This window comes from Gottfriedia acidiceleris, assembly GCF_004138285.1.
Classification (GTDB): Bacteria; Bacillota; Bacilli; order Bacillales; family Bacillaceae_G; genus Gottfriedia; species Gottfriedia acidiceleris_A.
The window spans coordinates 701936-725931 of record NZ_SCFN01000001.1 but is presented as its reverse complement, the minus strand read 5'-3'; the positions used below and the strand labels follow the sequence as shown (position 1 = coordinate 725931).

Below are 23996 nucleotides of genomic sequence, written 5' to 3'. Positions count from 1 at the left end.
TTAGCATTTCCCTAAAAAATTACAGTAATATTTTCCAATTTACTAATTTATTAGAATTTTGTTACTATTTAACAACAAATTTTATATAATAATATCAGACGTTAAGAATTTTTTTGAAATCATTTATACCTTCTTAATAGCATTTTTTAACGTCTGACAATTAAGTAAAATCTTACCCGGAGCGTGATTAAATTTGCAGAAGCACAGACGTAGAAACACACCAGCATTTACTGTTTTAGCATACTTTACATTAGTTGCAGGAGTATTTTTGTTTTGTATCGGACTTTACAATGCAGATATGCAATTAAACGAAAAAGGTTATTATATTGCAGTTATGCTGTTAGTAGCAGTGGGCTCAATTTTAACCCAAAAGGTTGTTCGTGATAATGCTGAAGATGATGATATTATCGCTGATCAAGAAATTCAATTAAAGATGAAGTTAGATAGTTCAACAAAGAAAGAAACAAATAGTTTATAAAAACAAAAAGGGGATCACAAAAAGTACATTGACTTTTGTGATCCCCTTCCTTATGATAATAAAGTTTTATTCCCAAACTCGTTTTAATTTAAAAAATTCTTGAATATAGCCATAAAGTGAAACTGGTGACATAATCATTTGATAGCATAATAGGAAGAATATAAATCCTATACGATTATTTCTTATTCTTAAATTTAAATTACGGAACACATAGTTTTTCTGGTAAAAATAAAGGATTGAATAGCTAATAAATGTTAATGGGAGAACTAATAAAGTCATTGGGCCAACAATGATGTTGATTCCAAAAAACGCTAAAATCAATCCAGGAATCCAACATACAGTGTAAATAAAATCTAAGTAAACCATCATGAGATTAATACCCGTTAAATACTTTGTATAAACTTGTGGTTGTTGCCACGGTTTTATTTCAATCAGTCCTTCAACCATACCTCTTGCCCATCTTGATCTTTGTTTAGCAAAATGTCCAAATGTTGTAGGTGCGTCGGTAAATGCTACTGCTAATGGTTCAAAGTATACCTTCCATTGCTTCTGTAAAAGTCTCCATGTTAAAACGATATCTTCTCCAATTGCATCTGGCCAACCCTTAACTACCTTTACACAATCAGTTTTATATAAACTAAACGCCCCTTGTGCAACAAGAGTTCCTTGATATAATCCCTGAAGTCTTTTTATGGAAGCAATTCCTAAGAAGTAGTCCCACTCTTGAATCTTAGTCCAAAATGTTTCACGACTATTACGAACTAACATTGAGCCAGCAACAGCACAAACATCAGAAGGACTACTTTTAATTCTTGAAACTAAGTATCTTACTGCAGAAGGATGAATTAATGTATCTGCATCTAGCGTAATAACATATGGTGTTTTTACATACTCCAATCCCAAGTTAAGTGCATGAAACTTACCTGGCTTTGGTTGATGTAATAAAGTAATATTTGAACTTAACTCTTTTTTCGCTCTCATTACTTCACGATCTGTACCATCGGTAGAATTATTATTAATAACGATAACGTTTATTTCACCAGTATAATCTTGATCTGAAATATATTTTAACGTATTAAAAATAGCGCCTTCTTCATTATAAGCAGCCACTAATACAGTAACCGAATCATTTGGAAATTCATTTTTAAAATTCGGTTGTTTATCGAGTAGTAAACTTACTACTAAAAAAGTGCTCATATAGCCCGGAATATAGGCAATACCACCTATTATGATAATTGCTACTGGTGTAGTAACAACATCAGATAAATCGTTTACCCAAGGAATTGATAAATAAATTGAAAAAAGTAACCAAGAAAATGAAATAAAATGGCTAAACCAAAATTTCTTATTTACAGTTAAATAATATCGGTTTCTTTTTTTTTGTATAGGAGACAAGTTGGGTTTCATAGCCTTCCCCCTTTTTTATGAAATTAAATCGATAAGATTCATTATATCACTATAATTTGATTTAATATCCTACCAACTTCTGGTAAAAATGAATTAATTAAAGCTTATTTATAACACTTTCATTACTTAATAATTACCAAATAAAAAAGAACTGAATTTCTATCAGTTCTTGATCTAGCCAATATTATTTCTTAAAAGATAATCCTTTCTCTTCCAATGCATTTTTAATTGTCGTAATCGCCTTAGGACCCATCCCATGTAATTTTAATACTTCTGCCTCACTTAATTGTGTGAATTGCTCCAAATTTAAGTAACCAGCTGAAGTTAGGGCTCTAATAGCGGGTTTAGCTAATCCATTTGGTAGTGAATTTTCACTCAATTAAAACCCCTCCGATTTAAAATTTTTATTAAGCCAATTGAATATGTCGTTTTTCATACTATTTGTGATCGTATGATTTACATCCTTATATTTAAGAAAATCTATATAATAATTATGTTTTGTTGTTAAAAAATCTAGTTGCCCACCAATTGGAATAACTAGATCCTGTTCTCCGTGTAAGAATAAAATAGGATTTCTTATAGTACTATATTTAAACTTAGGATCATATTTTACAAACGTTTCCAATTCCTTATCGTTTAATAGTACTCTTCCATCTTTTTTACGAAAATCCTTCTCAGAATAAATATAAGAACTTGATCCATTAATATTAATTAATCCGGCATAACTAGTATTTGAAAAAAACATTCCACTTGCAATAAAACCACCCATTGAACTTCCTAACAGAATTGTATTTTCTTTTTGTAAATTAAGCTGATGAATTATTTCATCTTCTTCATCAATTGTTTCAAATATTGTTTTCCAAAAATATGTTTGTAAAATCTTTTGATCAAAATGGTTATTCAGAGCTTGTCTCGAATCATGGTATTTAATTTCGGGAATAACAACTTTAAATCCTAATTCAGATAGCTCTTTACCAAGTTGTATTTGTGATTCAATCGTTGAACCCCAGCCATGAAACATAATGATTGATTCTTTTCTACTAAATATATTTGGGATTATTTCATAATAATTAATCATTTTTTCCACCTAAATTTCTTTATTTTCCAAGTAATATTAAATCATTCTAATAATAACAAAATTTTTTGAATTTTGAATTGCCATATTAAAGAAAATGCTATAAAATACTTTTGTTTGTATACAATGATATTATCTTTAAAATAATTTTTTAGCCTATCTACTTCACGCGGAAAAAATCGAGGATGTGTATGATCAATGGTTCAACATTTAAACTTACTAATTAGTCACTATGGTTATTTAGGCATCATTTTAGCATTAATAGGAGGAATTATTGGATTACCATTACCAGATGAAATTCTATTAACATACATAGGTTATAATGTATTTCAAGGTAGATTGTCATATTTACCTTCATTAGCTTGTGCGATTATCGGAATCATTTGTGGAATATCTTTAAGCTATTTGCTTGGATACATATTTGGTCTACCTTTACTAAATAAATATGGACCAAAAGTTTATATTACAGAGAAAAAAATTGAAATGACAAAAAGCTTATTTTCAAAATTTGGACCATATATTCTTATTATAGGATTTTTCATTCCTGGAGTTAGGCATTTAACTGCTTATTTCGCTGCTATTAATAAATATTCTTTTAGAAAATTTGCAACGTTTGCATTTGTTGGAGCAATCCTTTGGGGATTCACTTTTATAACATTAGGAAAAATTTTAGGTGAACAATGGGATAAAGTGGCGTCTATTTTTGCAAAGTATAGTTTAGTCATATTTCCAACTGCCTTATTGATTCTGATTATATTCTTTTTCCTATTTAAAAAACGATTAACTACAAATTAGAGTTGGCATTATGAGATTTAAGTTTTAGACTTCTTAACTATTAAAAAGACGAGACAACTAAATGTCTCGTCTTTTTGTACTTAATTATTTTGCAACTTCTTCTACAATTGCTATGACCATTTCAGCAGTTTTTACTAACTCTTTAATTGGCATTCTTTCATTTGTAGTGTGGATTTCTTCATAACCGATTGCTAAGTTTACAATTGGGAAACCGTGACCTGCGAATACGTTCGCATCAGATCCTCCACCACTTTGTTTTAATGCAGGAGTACGTCCAATTTTTTCTGCTGCACGTTTTGCAACTTCAACAACGTGGTCTCCTTCACCAAATTTAAATCCTGGGTACATAATTTGAACTTCTACTTCAGCACGTCCACCCATTTCAGTAGCTGCTTCTTCAAAAGCAGCTTTCATTTTAGCTACTTGAGCTTCCATTTTTTCACCGATTAATGAACGAGCTTCAGCTAAAATATTCACTTGATCACATACGATATTTGTTGCACTACCACCTTCGAAACGTCCGATATTAGCAGTCGTTTCTTCGTCAATTCGCCCAAGTGGCATTCTTGCAATTGCTTTAGAAGCAATCGTAATCGCTGAAACGCCTTTTTCAGGTGCAACACCTGCATGTGCAGTTTTACCATAAATAGTAGCAATTACTTTAGCTTGAGTTGGAGCTGCTACGATTATGTTACCTACTTCTTCATCGCTATCTAATGCATATCCAAATTTAGTTGTGATTAATTTTGGATCCATTGCTTTCGCACCATGTAATCCAGATTCTTCACCAACTGAGATAATGAATTGGATTTCACCATGCTCAATATTTTGTTCTTTAATGATTTTTACAGCTTCTAAAAATGCTGCGATACCAGCTTTATCATCTGCACCTAGAATTGTAGTTCCATCAGTAACGATGTATCCATCTTTGATTGATGGCTTGATTCCTTTACCTGGAGTAACTGTATCCATATGACAAGAGAAGAAAATACCGTCAACGCCTTCTTTAGTAGCAGGAATTGTAGCAACAATATTTCCAGCACCGTGACCTGTAACACCCATCGTGTCGTCTTCAAAAACATTCATTCCAAGGGCTTCTAATTTTTGTTTTAAAACCTTTGCAATTTCAGCTTCAAACTTAGTTTCAGAGTCTACTTGTACTAATTCTAAAAATTCTTCGACTATACGTTGTTCATTAATCATTTGTGTCATGCCTCCATATTGTATATGTAAAAAAATGTCTACAAAGGTATATTACCATGTTTTTTAGCTGGGCGCTTTTCATTTTTGTTTTTTAATACTTCTAATGATTGAATAAGCTTTTTTCTAGTCATCCTTGGATCAATTACATCGTCAACTAAACCGTATTTTGCAGCAACGTAAGGATTAGAAAATTTCTCTTTATATTGGTCCATCCATTCTGATCTTAACTCATCTGGTCGATTACTTTGAGAAATTTCTTTTCCATATAAGATGTTTACAGCACCTGCAGCACCCATTACTGCGATTTCAGCGTTTGGCCATGCAAATACTAAATCCGCTCCAATCGATTTACTATTTAATGCAACATATGCTCCACCAAATGCTTTTCTCGTAATGACTGTAACTTTTGGAACTGTTGCCTCAGAGTACGCATATAAAAGCTTAGCGCCATGCCTTATTATACCTCCATGCTCCTGTTTTACACCAGGGAAAAAGCCTGTCACATCAACAAAAGTAATGATTGGTATATTAAAACTATCACAAAAACGAATAAATCTTGCCCCTTTATCAGCTGAATGTAAATCTAGTCCTCCAGCCATAAATTTAGGTTGATTACAAACGAGTCCTACTACTTCACCATTTAATCTAGCAAATCCTACAACTAAATTTTTAGCGAATTCTTTTTGAACCTCAAAAAAGGAATCATCATCTACAATCATTTCTACTATTTTTTTAACATCATAAGGTCGACTACTTTCATCAGGTATTAGCTCCATTAAATCATCAATATCTTTTTCAGTTTTCATTTTAGTAGGTGCTTTTTCTTCCCAATGAGCCGGTAAATACTCCACTAAATTTCTAACGATCTTAAGGGCTTCTTCTTCCGACTCAGCTTGGAAATGAGCATTACCACTTATCTCATTATGGACTTTAGCTCCACCTAAATCCTCTGCAGAGATTTTCTCACCTGTTACACTTTCAATTACCTTAGGTCCAGTAATAAACATTTGGCTAGTTCCTTTAACCATTATGACAAAATCTGTAATTGCTGGAGAATAGACAGCACCACCTGCACAAGGCCCCATAATAACTGAAATTTGTGGTACTACCCCAGAATAAATCGTATTTCGATAAAAAACATGTCCATAACCATCTAAAGAAAGGACACCTTCTTGAATTCTCGCTCCACCTGAATCATTTAATCCAATAATCGGAGCCTTACACTGTACTGCCATGTCCATTAATTGACTTATTTTTTTTTGCATGCATTTCACCTAATGCACCACCGAACACAGTAAAATCTTGCGAAAAGACAAAGACCGTTCGATCGTTAATTTTCCCATAACCTGTGACAACTCCATCACATGCACCATTTTGTTCATCCATTCCAAAATCTGAACAACGATGCTGGACAAAACTAAATAACTCAACAAAACTCCCTTCATCTAATAGCATGTCTATTCTTTCTCGTGCTGTAAACTTTCCACGTTCATGTTGTTTCTCAATCCGTTCAAATCCTCCACCTTGCTCTATTTCAGATTTCTTTTCATATAGTTTATAAAGATCATCATACTTGCTCATTAAACTCCCCCCTTTTTTGAACAATTTCGATTTATACTCCAAATTGTTTAGGGTGTATAAAGGCAACTTTTGAACCTTCACTTCCATTTCGTGGTGAGTGATGGATTAAATTGAATTGGCGTTTTTTTAGTTCTAATAGTGATTTCTCAATGTCATCAACTTGAAAAGCAATGTGATGCAGTCCTTCCCCTTTTTTTTCAATATATTTATGTACAGGATTCGTTATTGTAAGTGGTTGGATTAATTCGATATTAGTTTTATTTGTTTTAAAAAACGCGACTTCTACACCTTGATCATCTACTATTTCACGATATGAGTATGATAAACCTAAATCTTCTTCATACTTTTTAATACTCTCGTTTAAATTTTTTACACAGATTGCCATATGATCTATATTTGTGAACATTTTTTGCCCTCTCCTTCAAATCAATGCTTTTTTAGAAACATATGAGATTTTTTTGTACTGTAATCTATTGAAAAGTACATAAGCTATTATTTAAACAATATTCAAGAAAGTGGACAAACATGATTAAAAACGTAGCTAATACAACCGTATTTCAAGAGATGACAATGAAAACGAAGAGGTGATTCTGAAACGCCCCTCATTTAAACTAAACAGAAAATTACAAGCAATTAAAAAAGTTCGACGGCATTCCCCTCACTTTTCTCATTTAACAAAACAATATGACTACTTAACAATCGAGTGGTTAAATAGACTTGATATAAAAGACTTATTTTTTCAAAAAAAAATGCAATTATTGCAGTTTTTTGTAGTTTGTAAACCTACTAGATTACATGATAATATTAGCTCGTTATCACTATTTGTTAACTAGGGAGGAATTTAATTGAACAAAAAAGTTTTAGCAGTTGGGTTATCTTTAGGATTAGCAGCAAGTAGTTTTTCAGTAACAAATACATATGCTGCACCAAAAAATGTGTTATCTAGCTATAAGTACAATGAGTCTGTAGGATCTCCTGAATTTGTTTCAGGACAGCTGACAAAGTCATCAAATCAAAGTCCTGAGAGCATTGTACTTAGTTATGTGAATGCTAACAAAGATAAATTCAAACTCGGTTCAAAATCCTCAGAAGAATCATTCATTATTAAGTCTAGCAAAAAAGATATGTTAGGTACCGCTCTTCGACTACAACAAGTATATAATGGTGTACCTGTTTGGGGTTCTACTCAAACAGCATTAGTTGCGGACGATGGTGTTCTAACAGTTTTCTCTGGTACGGTAGCTCCTAATCTAGATACGAAAAAAGGACTTAAATCTGAAAAGAAAGTAAATGCCAACAAATCAATTAAAATTGCCGAAGCCGACCTTGGTTATACTCCTATCTATGAAAAAGACCCTACAGCTGATTTAGTAGTTTACACAAATGGTGATGAAGCTACTTACGCTTACCTTGTAAACTTAAACTTCCTTTCTCCAAAACCTGGAAACTTTAATTATTTCATTGATGCATCAACAGGAAAAATATTAAATAGCTATAATAATTTAGATGAAGCAGATAGTAGTGCCCCTGCTGCAAAACCGGGCGGTACAACAAGTAGTACGAATACAACTGGAACAGGAGTTGGCGTGCTTGGTGATACAAAAACACTAAATATGACCGTATCGGGTTCAACTTATTATTTACAAGATAATACTAGAGCCCAAGGTGGCATTTTCACTTATGATGCAGCAAACCGACAACGTCTTGCTGGTACACTTTGGACAAGTCCTGATAACCTTCTAAATAGCACTTATGATGGGGCTGCAGTTGATGCACATTATTTTGCTGGATTAACATTTGATTATTATAAAAATGTTTTTGCACGTAATTCCTATGATAATAAAGGCGGTGCACTTAAATCGAGTGTCCATTATGGCCGTAATTACAACAATGCGTTTTGGAACGGTACGCAAATGGTTTATGGCGATGGTGATGGTACAACATTTATTTCGTTATCAGGGGGGATTGACGTAGTAGCACATGAGTTAACCCACGCAGTAACAGAGACTAGCTCAAATTTAATTTATCAGAATGAATCTGGTGCACTAAATGAAGCAATTTCTGATATTTTTGGTACTTTAATAGAGTTCTATAATAATAAAAATCCTGATTACGAGATTGGTGAAGATATTTATACGCCAAAAATTGCAGGTGATGCACTTCGTTCGATGAGTAATCCAACTAAATATGGAGATCCAGATAACTATGCAAATCGTTACACTGGAACATCTGACAATGGAGGAGTTCATACAAATAGCGGTATTATTAATAAAGCTGCTTACTTAATTGCTCAAGGTGGAACTGCTTACGGCGTGTCTGTTACGGGGATTGGTAATACTAAACTAGCTCAAATTTTCTATCGTGCAAATACAACTTACTTAACAGCTTCCTCTACTTTTAGTCAAGCACGAGCAGCATGTGTGAAAGCAGCTGCTGACCTTTTCGGTGGTACCAGCTCCGCTGAAGTAACTACAGTAAATAAGGCATTTGATGCGGTTGGAGTTAAGTAAAATTTTAAACATATTTTGAGTAAAAAATGGATGTCTCGTAAGCTAAAAATGCTTATGAGACCTTTTTTTATTTTGGTAAAAGTGTGATTTTTATTAGTACATTGCTAACTACATATTTGTTTGTAACTGATGAATCACGTTTAATCAAGAGAGTTATTAAAAAAGAAGCTTATACTGTAAAAATTATCCTACATATGCTAAAATAGGACCACTTGTATTATTCTAATAAATAATTAATAAATTGTAATACTTTAATATAAGGTGGTAATCACATGAGAAAAAAAACACAAAAAGTAGTCGTTATGATTATGTTAATTTCAATGCTTGCTACTACTTTACTTGCAGGTATCGCTGCTATGTTATAAAAGGACAAATAAAATGGAAAAAGAGGATTCATCATCAAGATCTTGAGATTTTGATGGTGAATCCTCTTTATTATCTAATTGCACCTTGTTCACGAGCTAGTTGTTCAAATGAACTTGATGATGTTGTGATTAACACTTTCGTTCCATATGGGATTTTATCAAAAAGTTCATTCACATCATTTGTGTACATTCTTACACAACCATTTGATATATATTTACCAATTGTTGAAGGGTCATTATTTCCATGAATACCATAAATCGAACCGTCAGTACCTAATGCGTCAAAACCAATCCATCTAGTTCCGAGAGGATTTTTAGGATCCCCTCCTGGAATATTCTTTTTACGCCAATATGGATTTTTGGCTTTATATGTAATATTAAAAATACCTTCAGGAGTTAAATCTGCTGTTTTTCCGGTAGCAATTCGATAAATCCTTAGGACTTTTCCATCTTCTATATATGCCAAATTATTTACTTCTTTATTAATGATAATAAATGGTTCGCCTACCCTTGGGTTTTGTCCAAGTGGCCATACAGGACCAATTACTAAAAGTAGTGATAGAACTAGTTTAAGCAAATAAAGCAACTCCTTTTTAATTTCACTTAGCGTATTTTCCCTTAAACTTTGATTTCATAATCAAAAAACTTTCCATTTCATTGATGATTGTTAAAACTGCTGCTCTAGTTTCAAAATCATCAGATGTTTGTGGAAGTGGCATTGCACGAAACATGTGATAGATTTCTTCTAACTGATGTAAGCATATAACGCCACTTATAATTGGATTTATAGAAAAGCTTAAATCATTAAAAAATTTGGATAAAATATGTGATTGTTCGTTACTCACTTTAATGTCACAAACCGTGTCAATAATACGGTGAATAATTTCAAGTTGCCGCTCTCTTAATAAAAAGTATTCATAATCTTCATCGTTCGAGGATTTAAAATAATGATTATCGATTTCTAATTTTGAAATTCTTTTCGCTTCTTGAAGCAATTTTACTGTTTCATCATATTCTTCTAAAAAACACTTATTAGCTGGTTCTTTTAAATAAATAGAAATCTTCTCAAAAATAAAACAAAATTTAGAATCAATTTGAACTTTAAAGTTTTTTATTTGATCATCTAAACTAGGCATATATAAATTACAAAGTAAAGCTACACCAATTCCTATTACAATTACAGTTAACTCATCTACTATTATTGGAGCTGTAATTTTTTTTAGACCATATAGATGTAGCATGATCACTGCACTAGAAATGACACCTTCTTGAATTTTAAGCTTTACTAAGCTTGGAATAAAAAATAATAGTAATAATCCAATCGCTAAAGGTGTATAACCAAAAATATGAAAGAAAAAAATACAAAAAATTATGATCAGCACACATGCAGAAAACCTTCTCAATGCTGTATCTAATGAACGCTTTTTGGTTGGTTGTATACATAATATTGTTAATATTCCAGCAGACGAGTAAAAATGAACTCCCACCGATTGTGCGATAAAAATTGCAACCGCACTCCCTAACGCCGTTTTAACAATCCTTGAACCAATTCTATACATAATATCACCTATTATGTATGTTTTACTTTATGAGCTATTTGATTCATTGAATAGGGTAAAGTTAAGAAAAGATAAAATAAGATCAGGATTGATAAGAAATCAACCTTGTTGAGCTCCACTAAGCGTACTTTCTACCTTTACGATAATAGGTCACATTCTCACATCTATTTAATGAAAATATTTCATCTCATATTTACGCTTAATAATTAATAGATTGGTAAAAATATCATTATTCTAATAAAAGGTGTGAATTTATGAGTTCAAAATATTGCCATGAATCACGTTCAGCTTTAACTGTTCGAGTTTTTCCTACTGACTTGAACAATCACCAAACTTTATTTGGTGGAAAAATTCTTGCTGATATGGATATGACTGCTTCTATTACTGCTTCTAAACATTCAAGATTGAAATGTGTAACTGCTTCGATTGACCATGTAGACTTCTTACACCCAGTTACAGAAGAGGATTGTATCTCATATGAATCCTTTGTCGTCGTTACAGGAACCTCATCTATCGTAATTTTCGTAAAAGCAATTGCAGAGAACTTGATTACAGGCAATCGCCGAGTTGCTGCAACTTCATTTTTAACATTTGTTGGAATGAAGGATAATAAAACTGTACCAGTTCCATCTATCATTCTTGAAACTGAAGAAGAACGAGAACTTGCTGAAATAGCAAAAGCAAGAATCGAAAATCGTAAAAATAATAAATTAATCAGTAAAAACATTGAAACGATTATCTCTACGAAACCTTTAAAGTTAAAACAAAATGATGAGTAAATTAATTTGTTTCCTAAAAAAAAACTGACAAATAAATTTGTGCCCTACAGAAAAAAGAAACTGAGAAATTTCTTCAGTTTCTTTTTTCTAATTATGATTAATGCGTAGAAATACCAGATACACCATGACCAGTATTAGACTTCACGAGAATTTCATCAAATTTAGCTTCATTTTCTTTTTTACTTGAAAGAATTGTACCTAAATAAGCAGCTATGAATCCTAAAGGAATTGATATAATCCCTGGATTCGTTAAATTAATTAATGGATCCCCAACAAAGATGGCTTTTCCTTCAATTGGACTCCAAATATTTGGACTTATTGCTACTAATATGATGGCAGAGATTAATCCAGTTAACATACCAGTAATTGCGCCAGTCGTATTAAAACGTTTCCAATAAATTGTAAAGAGTATGACTGGTAAGTTCGCACTTGCAGCAACTGCAAATGCTAAGGATACTAAAAAGGCAACATTTAATGTTTGTGCAAATATTGCAAGTAAGATCGAGATTAAAGCAACTCCAATCGAGGCATATCTAGCCATTGAAACTTGCTCTTTTTCAGTAGCTTTACCTTGTTTTAAGATTTCATTGTAAAAATCATGTGCAAAGGCAGATGCAGCAGTTAATACTAGCCCTGCTACTACCGCAAGTATAGTTGCAAATGCTACAGCTGAAACAAAAGCAAATAAAAAGTTACCACCTAATACTTCAGCTAAAAGTGGCGCCGCCATATTTCCTGCTGGATTTGCTTTTATAATCTCAGAATTTCCAACAAATGCAGCTGCCCCAAATCCAAGGAATATCGTCATGATATAAAATGCTCCGATTAACCAAGTTGCATATACGACTGATTTTCGAGCCGTTTTCGCATCACGCACTGTAAAGAAACGGACCAGTATATGAGGTAATCCGGCTGTTCCAAGAACAAGAGCTAAATTAAGTGAAATTGTATCTAATCCATTTGTGTATTTTACACCTGGATTTAAAAACGAGTCCTTTAAAGGAGTTGCCGTTCTCATTTGACTAAACATTTCATTAATGTTGAAATTAAATTTAGCAAATACGATGATTGAAATGACTAATGTTCCAAGCATAAGAAGTATTGCCTTTACGATTTGAACCCAACTAGTAGCCCTCATACCTCCAAATATTACATAAACAGTCATTAATATACCTACTATTAAAACAGCAGTCGTATAATCAATTCCAAGTAATAATTTAATCAGTGCACCAGCACCAACTAGTTGTGCAATCATATAAAAGATTGAAATCGTCATTGTGTTTAACGCGGCTACCCCTCTTACTTTTCTTTGATCAAATCGCGCAGCAATCATATCTGCTAACGTGTATTTTCCAAGATTTCGTAAAGGCTCTGCTACTAAATATAAAACGACTAAATAGGCAACTAAAAATCCGATGCTATAAAAAAATCCATCGAATCCAGTTAAAGCGATCGCACCTGCAATTCCTAAAAAGGATGCTGCTGACATATAGTCACCTGCAATTGCAAATCCATTTTGCCAACCAGTCAATCCACCGCCTGCTGTATAAAAATCTTTCGCATCTTTTGTTTTTTTAGAAGCGAAATATGTAATAACTAGCGTTCCTAGTACGATAATTAAAAATAATGTAAATGCCGTCGTATTCAAATTTCCTCCCCTCCTTTATTTAACTTTTCCAGTACTTCATCTGCCATTTTATCAAAGGATTCAGCTTTCTTACTGTAAATCATACATAATACCCATGTCATAACAAATTGAGCGAATGCAAACAACCAAGCCCATGTTACCTCTCCTATTGCTTTTGTATTAAGTGCTTTAGAATAAGAAGTCATTAAAGGTAATGCAATGTAAAAACAAAAAAAGAATAAAGACATTGGTAGAATAAACTTTCTTTTTGCTTTCAGTAACTGTTTAAACTCATGTGATTTTGCAACTTCCGAGTATTTGCTCTGACTTATACTCGTACTAGAATTTTTGTCCAATTCCATTGTAATACTCTCCTTTCAAGTTTTTATTTCTTGAAAAATTAAAGATATTATTGCAAATAAAAATGAAAGAATATTCAGAAACTAAGATAATTTTATTTCATTTTGATCCGCTTTAATAAATGTTTTCGATAGACAAGAATTAACAAGTTCTAATTATTAAAAAATTTTTTTGTAGAATTTGATTACGAGCTGAAGTTGAAATACAAAAAACATCCGCTGACTTACAAACCTAAAACATATTTAGACAATTTCAACGTAAACCAATGAATTTTTTGTCAATAAAAAAATCCCTCTTTTCAGATGAAAAGTAGGGATTCTACACATTATTGATTAAATGACTTATAAAACTTTCTCAAGGAATAACTTTGCACGATCTGTTTTTGGTTTTGTGAATAATTCGATTGGAGTTGCATCCTCAACTAGATTTCCTTCGTCTAAGAATAGAATTCGATCTGCAACTTCCTTTGCAAAACCCATTTCATGTGTAACGATGACCATTGTCATTCCTGTATGAGCTAATGATTTCATTACTTCAAGTACTTCTTTTACCATCTCCGGATCTAATGCTGATGTTGGCTCATCAAATAACATTACTTTTGGTTCCATTGCAAGTGCTCTTGCAATCGCAACACGTTGTTTTTGACCACCAGAAAGCTTAGGAGGGTATACGTTTGCTTTTTCAAGAAGGCCAACTTTTTCAAGAAGTGACTTTGCGTTTTCTTCTGCTTTAGCCTTACTCATACCTTTTACATTAATCGGAGCATACGTAATATTTTCTAAAACTGTCATATGTGGGAACAAATGAAAATGTTGGAATACCATACCTACATCTTCACGGATTTTCATTATATTACATTTAGGATTCGTTACTTCAATATCGTCCATCCAAATTTCACCATATGAAGGAGTTTCTAATAAATTCATACAACGCAAAAATGTAGATTTACCAGAACCAGATGGGCCAATTACAGCTACAACTGAACCTTGCTCGATTGTAGTAGTTATTCCTTTTAATACATGAACGTTTCCAAAGCTTTTATTTAAATCAGTAATTTTAATCATTTGTACGCATTCTCCTTTCAACAGATTTACCTAGAAGTGACAGTATCATAATGATAATGTAATAGATTGCAGCTACAAAAATAAGTGGCTCCATAAACGAGTACGTCTCTCCACCTACTAAGAATGCTCTTCTCATTAAATCAGATGCACCAATTACTGTTACCATTGCTGATTCCTTCGTTAATGTAATAAACTCATTCATCAATGCTGGTAAAATATTTTTAAATGCTTGGGGTAAAATAATTTTTGACATCATTTTACGGTAAGGGATTCCTAAAGCTGAAGCAGCTTCTTGTTGTCCTTTATCAACTGCTAGTATACCTGCACGGATTATCTCTGATACATAAGCTCCTGAATTCAATCCAAAGGCTAACACCGCTGCTGGAAACTTTTCGATATCGAATCCAATTAATTGTGGTAAACCATAATAAATAATCATTAATTGCAAAACCATCGGTGTTCCACGAAAAATTGATGTATAAAAATCAGCGATTACAACTAACCATTTTGCACGGCTAATTTTCATTAATGCAAGTAAAATTGCTAAAACAAGACCTAATAAAATTGAACAAACAACTACTAGTAATGTTAATTTTAATCCGGCCAATATATATGGAATTGAAGGAACAATTTGAGAAAAATCTAAGTTCATATTGTAGTACTCCTTTACTATTTGTCTTTTAAATTGCAAAGTTTATTCGACAAAGTCTGTTTAGTTAAAGAGCACTGGTTTAGAAACCAATGCCCTTTGTTTCATATAATTCATATCCAATGGATTGCTCATATTCTGTTAATGCTTCATCTAAGATTGCTAACCCATCATCGATTTGATTCTTCGTTACTGTTAATGGTGGAATCATTCGAATTACTTCACTGTTGTTACCACAGAAGTAGAATAAAACACCTTTTTCCAAAGCAAGATCAAGAATTTTAAATAATCCATCACCGTTTGGTTCTTTTGTAGCAGGATTAATGATTTCAATGCCGATCATTAAACCAATTGAGCGAATGCTTCCAATTACCGAATGCTTTTCTTTTAATGCATTCAGTTTTTCTACTGCGTAAGCTCCAACTTCTTTCGTATTTTCTAAAAGCTTTTCTTCTTTAATAATTTCTAAAACAGCCAGTGCAGCTGAACAAGCTATTGGATTTCCCCCAAATGTTGTTCCATGACTACCTAGTGGCCACTGTTTCATTAGTTCATTTGATGCTACAGTCGCACTTAAGGGAATGCCATTTGCAATACCTTTTGCAATTGCCATAATATCAGGCGTTACATCAAAAGTATGTGCAGCAAACCAATCTCCTGTACGCCCAAATCCAGTTTGAACTTCATCAAAAATTAGTAAAATATTATTTTTATCACAGATTTCTCGTATTTTCTTTAACCATGCTTTAGGTGGTACTACATATCCACCTTCACCTAGAACTGGCTCTACAATAACTGCAGCTACTTCTTCTGGTGTAACTTGATGATTAAATAAACGTTTAAAATCTTTTTCTAATTGCTCTACTACATATTGTTCTTCATCATAACCTTCAGGGCATTCTGAAACATTTGCATAAGGTATTTGATAAGAGCCTATTGGTTGTAAAAATTTTCGATACTTACTTTTTGATGTTGTAACGCTTAATGCTCCCATAGAACGGCCATGGAAACAACCAATAAATGAAACAATATATGGACGTTTAGTAGCATGTTTTGCTAGCTTAATAGCACCTTCAATCGCTTCAGTTCCACTATTACCAAAAAAGAAAGTATCTAAGTTACCAGGAAGAATTTCAGCCAACTCATCTGCTAGCTTTAAAATCGATTCGTAAATAATAACACCAGACGGACCATGGGCTAAAGAGTCAGCGCCATCTTTAATTGCCTGTACTACTTTTGGATGACGATGTCCAACATTTGTAGTAGCAATACCAGATGTAAAGTCTAAGTACTCTTTACCATCTACACCATAATAGTAACAGCCTTCTTCCTTTACAACCGGTAGGTTAGGATGATCCTTTGCCATGCTTGGCGCAAGACGTAAAGGCATTTTTTCCAATAAGTGACTCCAATCTCTCTCCATCAATAATTCCTCCCCTGATTACAACAAAACTTATCATTTTCTATATCTTTTGGCATACCCTATATTTTTATCTTTTAATCTATTAAAATCTTACAAATTACTTCAATTCACCGAACCATTTTTTAATTAATTTATCAACAGTTCCATCTTCTTTTAATTCAGCTAGTGCTTTATCAAATTTAGGCGTTAATTTACTACCTTTTGGAAGAGCTACTGCTGAACCAGATTGTTCAAAGAAATCTTGAATTAATAATCCTTGCATTTCTGGTAATTTATTTAGATAACCACTTGCTACAGATTGTTCGATAACAACAGCATCAAATCGTCCAGCTTTTAATTCTTCTACCATCTCAGGAATACGATTACGGTTTTCAACTTTAAATCCAACCTTTTTAGAAACTTCAATTGCTTTTGTTTCTTGAATTGAACCAGCTTGTACACCGACTGTTTTTCCTTTTAAATCTTCAACACTTTTAATGTTTGAATCTTTATTTACAATTATTTCATTTTGATCTGTGAAATACGGTTCAGTGAAATCTGCATTTTTCGCACGCTCAGGTGTCTTTTTCATACCTGCCATTATAAAATCTACTTTATCTGCATTCATTGCAGTAATTAGTGAGTTAAAATCAATGTCTTTTACTTTAACAGTGTAACCAGTTTTTTTACCAAGCGCTTTAGCTAAATCAACATCAAACCCTACTATTTTGTCATTTTTTGTGTCAATAAATTCATAAGGCTTATAATCCGCACTTGTTCCTAAGATTAAGGTTTTATCATCTGACTTGTTACAAGCAGATAACATTCCAATTGATAATGCTGATGCAGCTAAAACTCCGACTATTTTTTTCATAAATGCTTCCCCCTAATTTTTTAAAAATTCAAACTTATTATTTATATTATCTTTTTTAGTATTCTATTAAACAACCATTTTTTTTGAATGAATAATTATTCCACAAAATGAATTTTAACACATACTAATAAATATGCAACTATATTTTTTAGGTTTTCGACAAAAAAATTAGATAAACCTTAATTTTACAAGGATATTATAAATAATATTTTTACATTAATATTCATTATATTTATATATTTATTCAACCAGTTGAATAAGAGTCTTGTTATCATACTTTTCAAATCTTTCAAAAAGTTTTCGACAAATCTCGCAAACCACTACATTTTTCATTACCGAATACTTAAATTCCCCCAAATTTAAGCGTTTTCACACCTATTCATAAAAAAAATACCACTTTAGAAATGGTATTTTCATAAAAATGATTACATTATTCATTTATAAATTATTTTATAATATTAAAATTTCTTCTTCTATTACTACATCAACTACCGTATTCTCCTTATAATAAAAGGAATAGTGATGATTCCGCTCATTATTTAATAGTATAGGAAGAAAATAAGGAATACACTCTCCTACTCCTTGATTTTTTTCATCTATTACCCAATCAATTTTTTTCCAATCTAAAATTCCCTCATCTGTTTTTAAAGGCGTATCATATGTTAAGCTATTTGAAACCTCGGCCAAAAATAAATACATACCTCCGAAATCCACATCTTCTTCATGCCAGGTCACTTTACCTTTATAAGTTATATCTTTCAATTCAATATGGATTCCGGTTTCTTCTGCAATCTCTCTTTGAACTGATCTTTCGATTGTTTCTCCTTTTTCTATTTTTCCACCAACACCATTCCAAATTCCCATTGTTGGAGCATTTATACGATTTAACATTAATAGTTCATCATTTCGTTTGATAAAGCATAAAGTATATTTCACAAAATCCCACTTACCTTTCAAGCATATTAGAAATTTTATTTCTATTAATTATGGCATAATTTACTATTAATTTGTTTGCAAAACAACTTTACTAATTATTTAGAATATTTTAAAATTTAATTAATATATTAGTACTACAAAGGAGAGGTGTGTTGTGGATCAATCAAACATTATCGATTTAAACCAATATAGAAAATTAAAAAAATATAGATTAGAATCCTTCGCTTTTCGAGTAAAATATGATGAAACAGCATATAAAGATGCATTAATGTTATTAATTTTTACTTGCTCTTTAGCTGCATTATCTTTCTTTTTTATCTTTTATTTTATTTACAAAATAATTAATTAAAACGCTTCATTTAAAACACAGTTTACATAATAATAATATTATGCACAAAAAAAGTACAAAAATTTATGGAATTCCCCCCATAAATTTTTGTACTTTTTATTTAAATTTCTTCACAAAATTGATCGAAGTAATTTTGAAGTTTTTGAATGACTTGCATTGGATCATGACCTTCTATTTCATGACGCTCAACCATCGCAACAAGTTCACCGTCTTTTAAAAGAGCAAATGACGGAGATGATGGTGCTTTACCAGTAAAATATTCACGAGCTTTCGCTGTAGCTTCTTTATCTTGCCCTGCAAACACAGTTACTAATTGGTCAGGTCTTGCATCATAATGCACTGAATGTGCTGCTGCAGGACGAGCAATACCACCAGCACAACCACATACTGAGTTTACCATTACAAGTGTAGTGCCTTTCTTTTCTAATGCTTGCTCGACTTCCTCTGGTGTTTTTAACTCTGCATAACCAGCCGCTACGATCTCTTGACGTGCAGTATGGACAACATCATTCATAAAAAAATTAAAATTCATATTCATTTCATCTACTCCTTACATGCTTTTTTTCATCTTACCAATTTAGCGGCTATTAATTCAAGCTTTTGAACCTGCTAGTTTTATTATTTCAAATTAAACTTTTATCGTCATAATTATTCATTCACTAGCTCTACGATTACATTCGGTAAATGAGCTAAAGTAGATATGGCGTATTGGTAATCTTCATTTAATTCTTCAACAACTCGTATAACGGTTACGAATGGATTTTTCATGACAAATTGATCAATCTTTTCCACATCTCCTGCAATAAATAAAACTTTTGCATCAATTTTATTTTTTAATCCGATTGAATGTAATGTGGATAATACATTTTTCATTAGCTCTTCTTCTTGCTCACTAGCACCTTCTAATATTATACAGTCCCAACTTAATAACTTAAGCTGATCAAAAAGAAGTTCGTCCATATCTCTCCCTCCATATCGCTTGTTTATACAAATATATGAGGAAATGAACGAAAGCATACTTTTTTAGTATGAAATGAATAAACTCTAATATTTAAGCTTCTCCTATACCGAACGGCAATATTAAAAAAAGTACTAGGAATGTAAATAATTAAGTAATAACTTTAACACTCTGAAAGAAAAAAGAACGCTTTTAAAGCGTTCTTTTATGAATTAACAGTTAATTTTGTATCCGATTCAACCTTGACTTCTTTTCTTTTTTGAAAAAGTCGATTTACAAAAAACATCATTGGAAAACTTATAAAAGCGATTGCACTAATAATAACAAATCCACGGCCGCCATTTTCATATCCGAAGTAAGCTAATAAACTTCCACCAAGCGCTGGACCGAAAACGAAACCGAGTTTTGAGAATCCCATTGCCCCAAAATAAGTTCCCTTTAATTCTTCAGGAGCAAGCTGATCGACAAATACATCTGTAAATGTAAATGCAAATATTTCTCCTACAGTTAACACAATCATTACGATTGCTAATAAGAAAAAGTTAGTAAATAACCCAAATCCAGCAACAGCTAAACTAACAATCACATTCCCGATCATCATAGATACAGTAGGTGAAAAATTCTTCATTCTACTTACAATTGGGAATTGAAGTATTACTACAGTTACTGCATTAATTGTTGTTAAATACGCATACAGTTTAACGCCATTATGAAACTGTGGTGCATTCGCAAAATATTGAGACATTGTTGAAAAGCTTTGTGAATAACCAAGACCATAAAAACAGATTGTTAGAATCGTTAAAGCAAAGATGATATCCTTACGTAAAATTGAAAACGACGCCTTCATCGAAACTTTGTTAGTTGCTGAAGCAGACTTTCCTTCTCCAATTTTATACTTTGATAACATAAATAATAATGTTAAACCATAAAAAAAGTACACAATTCCAGATAATACAAATGGCAATGTGCTTTTAGAGCTTCCTAGATATAAACCTACTAAAGGACCTACTGCAACCCCAACATTAATCGCAGCATATCGCAAATTAAAGACTAACAGTTTTGATTTCTCGTCGGTTAAATCAGAAAGTAATGCCCTTGAAGAAGGTTCGAAAAATGATGAACAAATATTTAAGATCGAGTTCAGCACGAAAAACCAGGCGAATGAATTTCCTAGTCCAAATCCAACCAATGTAATAGACCATAAGAAAATACTCGATAATAAAATAGTTTTCCTTCCAATACGATCAGAAAGAGTTCCTCCAATAAAACTAAAAAACACCCCTAAAAAAGATGAAACCGTTAACATAATCCCAACCATTGCAGGTGAGATATGTTTAACTGAAGTTAAATAAATAGCTAAAAATGGCATACTTACTGTGCTAGCAAATCTAACGAATAAAGTTCCAATAACGATATTCCAAGCAACAGGATGTACGGCAGATAAATTTTTAAACATCTTATCCCCCCTATTTCTCTAAGATGTCACATATTTGTAAATTATCTTACAAATATTACAGTTTGTAAAGGTTTTAGTTTAGGGATCTAAAAGTGAAATGGAGGTTGAGTAAAGGACTTAGGAAAAGGTCTAAATCTCTGAATAAAGTCAATTCTAGAGGTATTTTACGAAAATGGTATAGCATGAAGGCGTGGAAAAGAGGGCTATAGAGAAGAGGAATGGCATCCTATTCCCTATTATTTTTCATATTTCGATACAGATTTTCTTTTAAAATAGCCATGAATCGGTTGTTACTATTATCAATCACTTCGAAGCCGTATTTGCGATATAAGTTGTGAGCATCTCTTGTGCGAAGCATGAATGTTCGTACGGTTGATAGTTTTTCATAACTCATGATTTGTTCCATTAGCCATTTTGATAAGCCTTGTTTGCGATATTCTGGGAGAATAAATACATCTGCTAAATAAGCAAATGTGACGCCATCTGATACTACTCTTGCGAAGCCTACTTGAGTTGGTTCACTTTCTTCTGGATTCCCCTTGTAAACACCAAAACAGAAAGACCCTTTGATAAATCGATCAATGTATTCATAAGGAATTTCATTTGCCCAATATGAATCTTTGTCTAAAAAGTTATAAATAACTTCTCTGTTTAATAATTCTTTATTAGTTGATATGTAATAGCCGTTTTGTTCAACTAGCATAAATTCCACCCCTTTTTATAAAAAATACAGAATTTTATAATTATTTAATTTTATCACAAGTCACTAAAAAAGGTCTATTTTATAATTCAGGAATGAGGACACACATATACTCCTTTTTTTATTGATAAAATAATTGATTTTATTACCTGTAACATGGTTGAGGGGGGTATCTCGGCGGTGTTTTTCATTATGCGTTCTTTTATGTGGCCATTTTTATAGATAATTAGCGTTATACTATAACCGGTATAGGTAATATCTTATCTTATTTGGGATACTAAAGGATTTATTTGCAGTTTTACTAATTTTAATTGCAGATTCACTATTTTATTTGCACCTACAGCAGTTTATAATTACAGTTTCTGATTTCTAATTGTACGTTTCACAATTTTATTTGCACTACGATTTTAATTTTCACTACCTCAGCCTTTCAATCACTCTATTTTTAAATCGCATTTTTACAAAATAACAAAAAAAGAAGTTGCCCTTGGGACAACCTCTTTCGTTTAAGAATTAATATACGTTCGTATTTTCTTTTGTTGTATTTTCTAGGATTTCTTTTACTCTTCCTAAGAATTTACCACAAATGAATCCGTCAAGTACACGGTGATCAAGTGATAAGCATAGGTTAACCATATCGCGAACGCCAATCATTCCGTTTACAACCGCTGGACGTTTTACGATGCTTTCAATTTGTAAAATTGCAGCTTGTGGGTAGTTAATGATACCCGCGCTTTGAACACTACCAAATGATCCAGTGTTATTTACTGTGAATGTGCCACCTTGCATTTCGTCTGATTTTAATTTACCAGTACGAACTTTTGTAGCTAATTCAGTAATTTCACGTGCAATACCTTTGATTGTTTTCTCATCAGCATTTTTAATTACTGGAACAAATAATGCATCGTCTGTTGCAACAGCGATTGATAAGTTAATATCTTTCTTTTGGATGATTTTGTCTCCAGCCCACATTGAATTAATCATTGGGTATTCTTTAAGTGCTTGCGCTACAGCTTTAACAAAGAATGCGAAGAATGTTAAAGAGAAACCTTCTTTTTTCTTGAAAGAATCTTTAATGCTGTTTCTGTAATTAACTAAGTTTGTAACATCTACTTCGATCATCATCCAAGCATGTGGAGCTTCATGTTTACTACGTAACATATTTGCAGCAATTGCTTTACGGACACCTGTAACTGGAATTTCAATATCGCCAACTGCTGTAGGAATAACAGGTGCTGGTGCTGCAGCAGGTACTTTAGCTACTTGGGTAGCAGGAGCAGTTTGTGCTACAACTGGTTGAGCAGGAGTTTCAACTGCAACAGGTGCTGGTGCCGCTTGAGGTACACCATTTGCGATCGCATTTAAAACGTCTTTTCGAGTAACTCGACCATTATTTCCTGTACCAGGAATTAATGAAAGATCAAGATTATTTTCTTGTGCTAATCGAAGTACAGCTGGAGAATAACGTACTTTACCTGACTCATCAGTTTTAGCAATAGTTTGAACCGGTGCAGCAGCTACAGGAGTTTGTGCTTGTGCTACAGGTGCAGCTTTTTCAACTGGTTTAGTTTCTTCGATTGTTGTAGCAGCTACTTCACTAGAAGCTCCTTCAACTTCAATCGTACAAATGATTTCACCAACAGCTAAAGTTTCACCTTCATTTGCGATTAATTCTTTAATCACACCAGAAAATGAAGATGGTACTTCAGCATTAACTTTATCTGTCATAACTTCAGCAAGTGGATCGTATTTATTTACACGATCTCCTACTTTTACTAACCAAGTACTGATTGTACCCTCAGTTACACTTTCACCTAATTGAGGCATTTTAATATTTTCGATCATCATTATGTCCCCCTTTTTCAAACA

The 23996-nt window shown here is 32.5% G+C and carries 27 protein-coding genes; 6 read left to right on the top strand and 21 right to left on the bottom strand.

Going from position 1 to position 23996, the window contains the following annotated elements; genetic code table 11:
- Positions 1-193 precede the first annotated feature (193 nt).
- On the top strand, positions 194-478 hold the full coding sequence (locus EP747_RS03440; protein WP_129688530.1) for a YiaA/YiaB family inner membrane protein: 285 nt from the start codon (positions 194-196) through the stop codon (positions 476-478).
- 66 nt (positions 479-544) lie between these two features.
- Here EP747_RS03440 and EP747_RS03435 read toward each other — a convergent pair whose 3' ends face one another.
- The 3 genes from EP747_RS03435 to EP747_RS03425 form a co-directional block, all read right to left on the bottom strand.
- A complete protein-coding gene (locus tag EP747_RS03435; RefSeq protein ID WP_129688529.1) occupies positions 545-1885 on the bottom strand; it encodes a glycosyltransferase family 2 protein in 1341 nt (446 codons plus the stop codon).
- A 184-nt stretch (positions 1886-2069) separates the two neighbouring features.
- On the bottom strand, positions 2070-2264 hold the full coding sequence (locus tag EP747_RS03430) for a DNA-binding protein (RefSeq protein ID WP_129688528.1): 195 nt from the start codon (positions 2262-2264) through the stop codon (positions 2070-2072).
- Positions 2265-2963: an alpha/beta hydrolase family protein gene (locus EP747_RS03425; RefSeq protein ID WP_129688527.1), complete on the bottom strand. Its 699-nt coding sequence runs from the start codon at positions 2961-2963 to the stop codon at positions 2265-2267.
- 195 nt (positions 2964-3158) lie between these two features.
- Between EP747_RS03425 and EP747_RS03420 the strand changes: the two genes are divergently transcribed.
- On the top strand, positions 3159-3755 hold the full coding sequence (locus tag EP747_RS03420; protein ID WP_129688526.1) for a DedA family protein: 597 nt from the start codon (positions 3159-3161) through the stop codon (positions 3753-3755).
- A gap of 84 nt (positions 3756-3839) precedes the next feature.
- On the opposite strand, the gene EP747_RS03415 is transcribed toward EP747_RS03420, so the two are convergent.
- From EP747_RS03415 to mce, 4 genes are read right to left on the bottom strand one after another with little or no spacing between them, the layout of a single operon-like run.
- Complete coding sequence (locus EP747_RS03415) at positions 3840-4958, bottom strand: M20/M25/M40 family metallo-hydrolase (protein ID WP_129688525.1); 1119 nt, start codon at positions 4956-4958, stop codon at positions 3840-3842.
- A gap of 38 nt (positions 4959-4996) precedes the next feature.
- On the bottom strand, positions 4997-6193 hold the full coding sequence (locus tag EP747_RS03410) for an acyl-CoA carboxylase subunit beta (protein WP_419179265.1): 1197 nt from the start codon (positions 6191-6193) through the stop codon (positions 4997-4999).
- On the bottom strand, positions 6177-6539 hold the full coding sequence (locus tag EP747_RS25300) for a carboxyl transferase domain-containing protein (protein ID WP_419179246.1): 363 nt from the start codon (positions 6537-6539) through the stop codon (positions 6177-6179). The genes EP747_RS03410 and EP747_RS25300 overlap by 17 nt, the downstream gene beginning before the upstream one ends.
- Before the next feature lie 31 nt (positions 6540-6570).
- Positions 6571-6945, bottom strand: a complete 375-nt coding sequence (mce, locus tag EP747_RS03405) for a methylmalonyl-CoA epimerase (RefSeq protein WP_129688524.1) — start codon at positions 6943-6945, stop codon at positions 6571-6573.
- Positions 6946-7384: 439 nt separating this feature from the next.
- On the opposite strand from mce, the gene EP747_RS03400 reads away from it, so the two are divergent.
- Entirely contained in the window at positions 7385-9049 is a 1665-nt protein-coding gene (locus tag EP747_RS03400; RefSeq protein ID WP_129688523.1) for a M4 family metallopeptidase, read from the top strand.
- A gap of 272 nt (positions 9050-9321) precedes the next feature.
- Complete coding sequence (prli42, locus tag EP747_RS24125; RefSeq protein WP_156339731.1) at positions 9322-9414, top strand: stressosome-associated protein Prli42; 93 nt, start codon at positions 9322-9324, stop codon at positions 9412-9414.
- Between the two features lie 70 nt (positions 9415-9484).
- Here the strand turns inward: prli42 and EP747_RS03395 are convergent, their stop codons facing one another.
- Both EP747_RS03395 and EP747_RS03390 read right to left on the bottom strand, forming a co-directional pair.
- Complete coding sequence (locus tag EP747_RS03395) at positions 9485-10000, bottom strand: L,D-transpeptidase (protein WP_025671086.1); 516 nt, start codon at positions 9998-10000, stop codon at positions 9485-9487.
- A 13-nt stretch (positions 10001-10013) separates the two neighbouring features.
- Positions 10014-10973: an aromatic acid exporter family protein gene (locus EP747_RS03390; protein ID WP_129688522.1), complete on the bottom strand. Its 960-nt coding sequence runs from the start codon at positions 10971-10973 to the stop codon at positions 10014-10016.
- A 254-nt stretch (positions 10974-11227) separates the two neighbouring features.
- On the opposite strand from EP747_RS03390, the gene EP747_RS03385 reads away from it, so the two are divergent.
- Positions 11228-11752 carry an acyl-CoA thioesterase gene (locus EP747_RS03385; RefSeq protein ID WP_129688521.1) on the top strand — a complete coding sequence of 175 codons (525 nt, stop codon included), beginning with the start codon at positions 11228-11230 and terminating at the stop codon, positions 11750-11752.
- A gap of 97 nt (positions 11753-11849) precedes the next feature.
- Here EP747_RS03385 and EP747_RS03380 read toward each other — a convergent pair whose 3' ends face one another.
- The 7 genes from EP747_RS03380 to EP747_RS03350 form a co-directional block, all read right to left on the bottom strand.
- Complete coding sequence (locus tag EP747_RS03380; RefSeq protein ID WP_129688520.1) at positions 11850-13400, bottom strand: cation acetate symporter; 1551 nt, start codon at positions 13398-13400, stop codon at positions 11850-11852.
- A complete protein-coding gene (locus tag EP747_RS03375) occupies positions 13397-13741 on the bottom strand; it encodes a DUF485 domain-containing protein (protein ID WP_129688519.1) in 345 nt (114 codons plus the stop codon). The genes EP747_RS03380 and EP747_RS03375 overlap by 4 nt, the downstream gene beginning before the upstream one ends.
- Before the next feature lie 339 nt (positions 13742-14080).
- A complete protein-coding gene (locus EP747_RS03370; RefSeq protein ID WP_129688518.1) occupies positions 14081-14803 on the bottom strand; it encodes an amino acid ABC transporter ATP-binding protein in 723 nt (240 codons plus the stop codon).
- Positions 14796-15455, bottom strand: a complete 660-nt coding sequence (locus EP747_RS03365; RefSeq protein WP_069034049.1) for an amino acid ABC transporter permease — start codon at positions 15453-15455, stop codon at positions 14796-14798. The genes EP747_RS03370 and EP747_RS03365 overlap by 8 nt, the downstream gene beginning before the upstream one ends.
- Positions 15456-15534: 79 nt before the next feature.
- Positions 15535-16875, bottom strand: coding sequence for an aspartate aminotransferase family protein (locus EP747_RS03360; RefSeq protein ID WP_129688517.1), 1341 nt, complete (start codon positions 16873-16875; stop codon positions 15535-15537).
- A 97-nt stretch (positions 16876-16972) separates the two neighbouring features.
- The gene (locus EP747_RS03355) at positions 16973-17728 is read right to left on the bottom strand and encodes a transporter substrate-binding domain-containing protein (protein WP_129688516.1); all 756 of its coding nucleotides are present in this window, start codon (positions 17726-17728) and stop codon (positions 16973-16975) included.
- A 450-nt stretch (positions 17729-18178) separates the two neighbouring features.
- Positions 18179-18664, bottom strand: coding sequence for an NUDIX hydrolase (locus EP747_RS03350; RefSeq protein ID WP_129688515.1), 486 nt, complete (start codon positions 18662-18664; stop codon positions 18179-18181).
- 154 nt (positions 18665-18818) lie between these two features.
- On the opposite strand from EP747_RS03350, the gene EP747_RS03345 reads away from it, so the two are divergent.
- A complete protein-coding gene (locus tag EP747_RS03345; protein ID WP_129688514.1) occupies positions 18819-19013 on the top strand; it encodes a hypothetical protein in 195 nt (64 codons plus the stop codon).
- 100 nt (positions 19014-19113) lie between these two features.
- Here the strand turns inward: EP747_RS03345 and EP747_RS03340 are convergent, their stop codons facing one another.
- The 5 genes from EP747_RS03340 to EP747_RS03320 form a co-directional block, all read right to left on the bottom strand.
- The gene (locus EP747_RS03340) at positions 19114-19551 is read right to left on the bottom strand and encodes a BrxA/BrxB family bacilliredoxin (protein WP_129688513.1); all 438 of its coding nucleotides are present in this window, start codon (positions 19549-19551) and stop codon (positions 19114-19116) included.
- Between the two features lie 110 nt (positions 19552-19661).
- Entirely contained in the window at positions 19662-19973 is a 312-nt protein-coding gene (locus tag EP747_RS03335) for a hypothetical protein (RefSeq protein ID WP_129688512.1), read from the bottom strand.
- A 203-nt stretch (positions 19974-20176) separates the two neighbouring features.
- Positions 20177-21427, bottom strand: a complete 1251-nt coding sequence (locus tag EP747_RS03330; RefSeq protein ID WP_129688511.1) for an MDR family MFS transporter — start codon at positions 21425-21427, stop codon at positions 20177-20179.
- 226 nt (positions 21428-21653) lie between these two features.
- A complete protein-coding gene (locus tag EP747_RS03325; RefSeq protein ID WP_129688510.1) occupies positions 21654-22130 on the bottom strand; it encodes a GNAT family N-acetyltransferase in 477 nt (158 codons plus the stop codon).
- 510 nt (positions 22131-22640) lie between these two features.
- Positions 22641-23975 carry a dihydrolipoamide acetyltransferase family protein gene (locus EP747_RS03320; protein ID WP_129688509.1) on the bottom strand — a complete coding sequence of 445 codons (1335 nt, stop codon included), beginning with the start codon at positions 23973-23975 and terminating at the stop codon, positions 22641-22643.
- Positions 23976-23996: the final 21 nt, after the last annotated feature.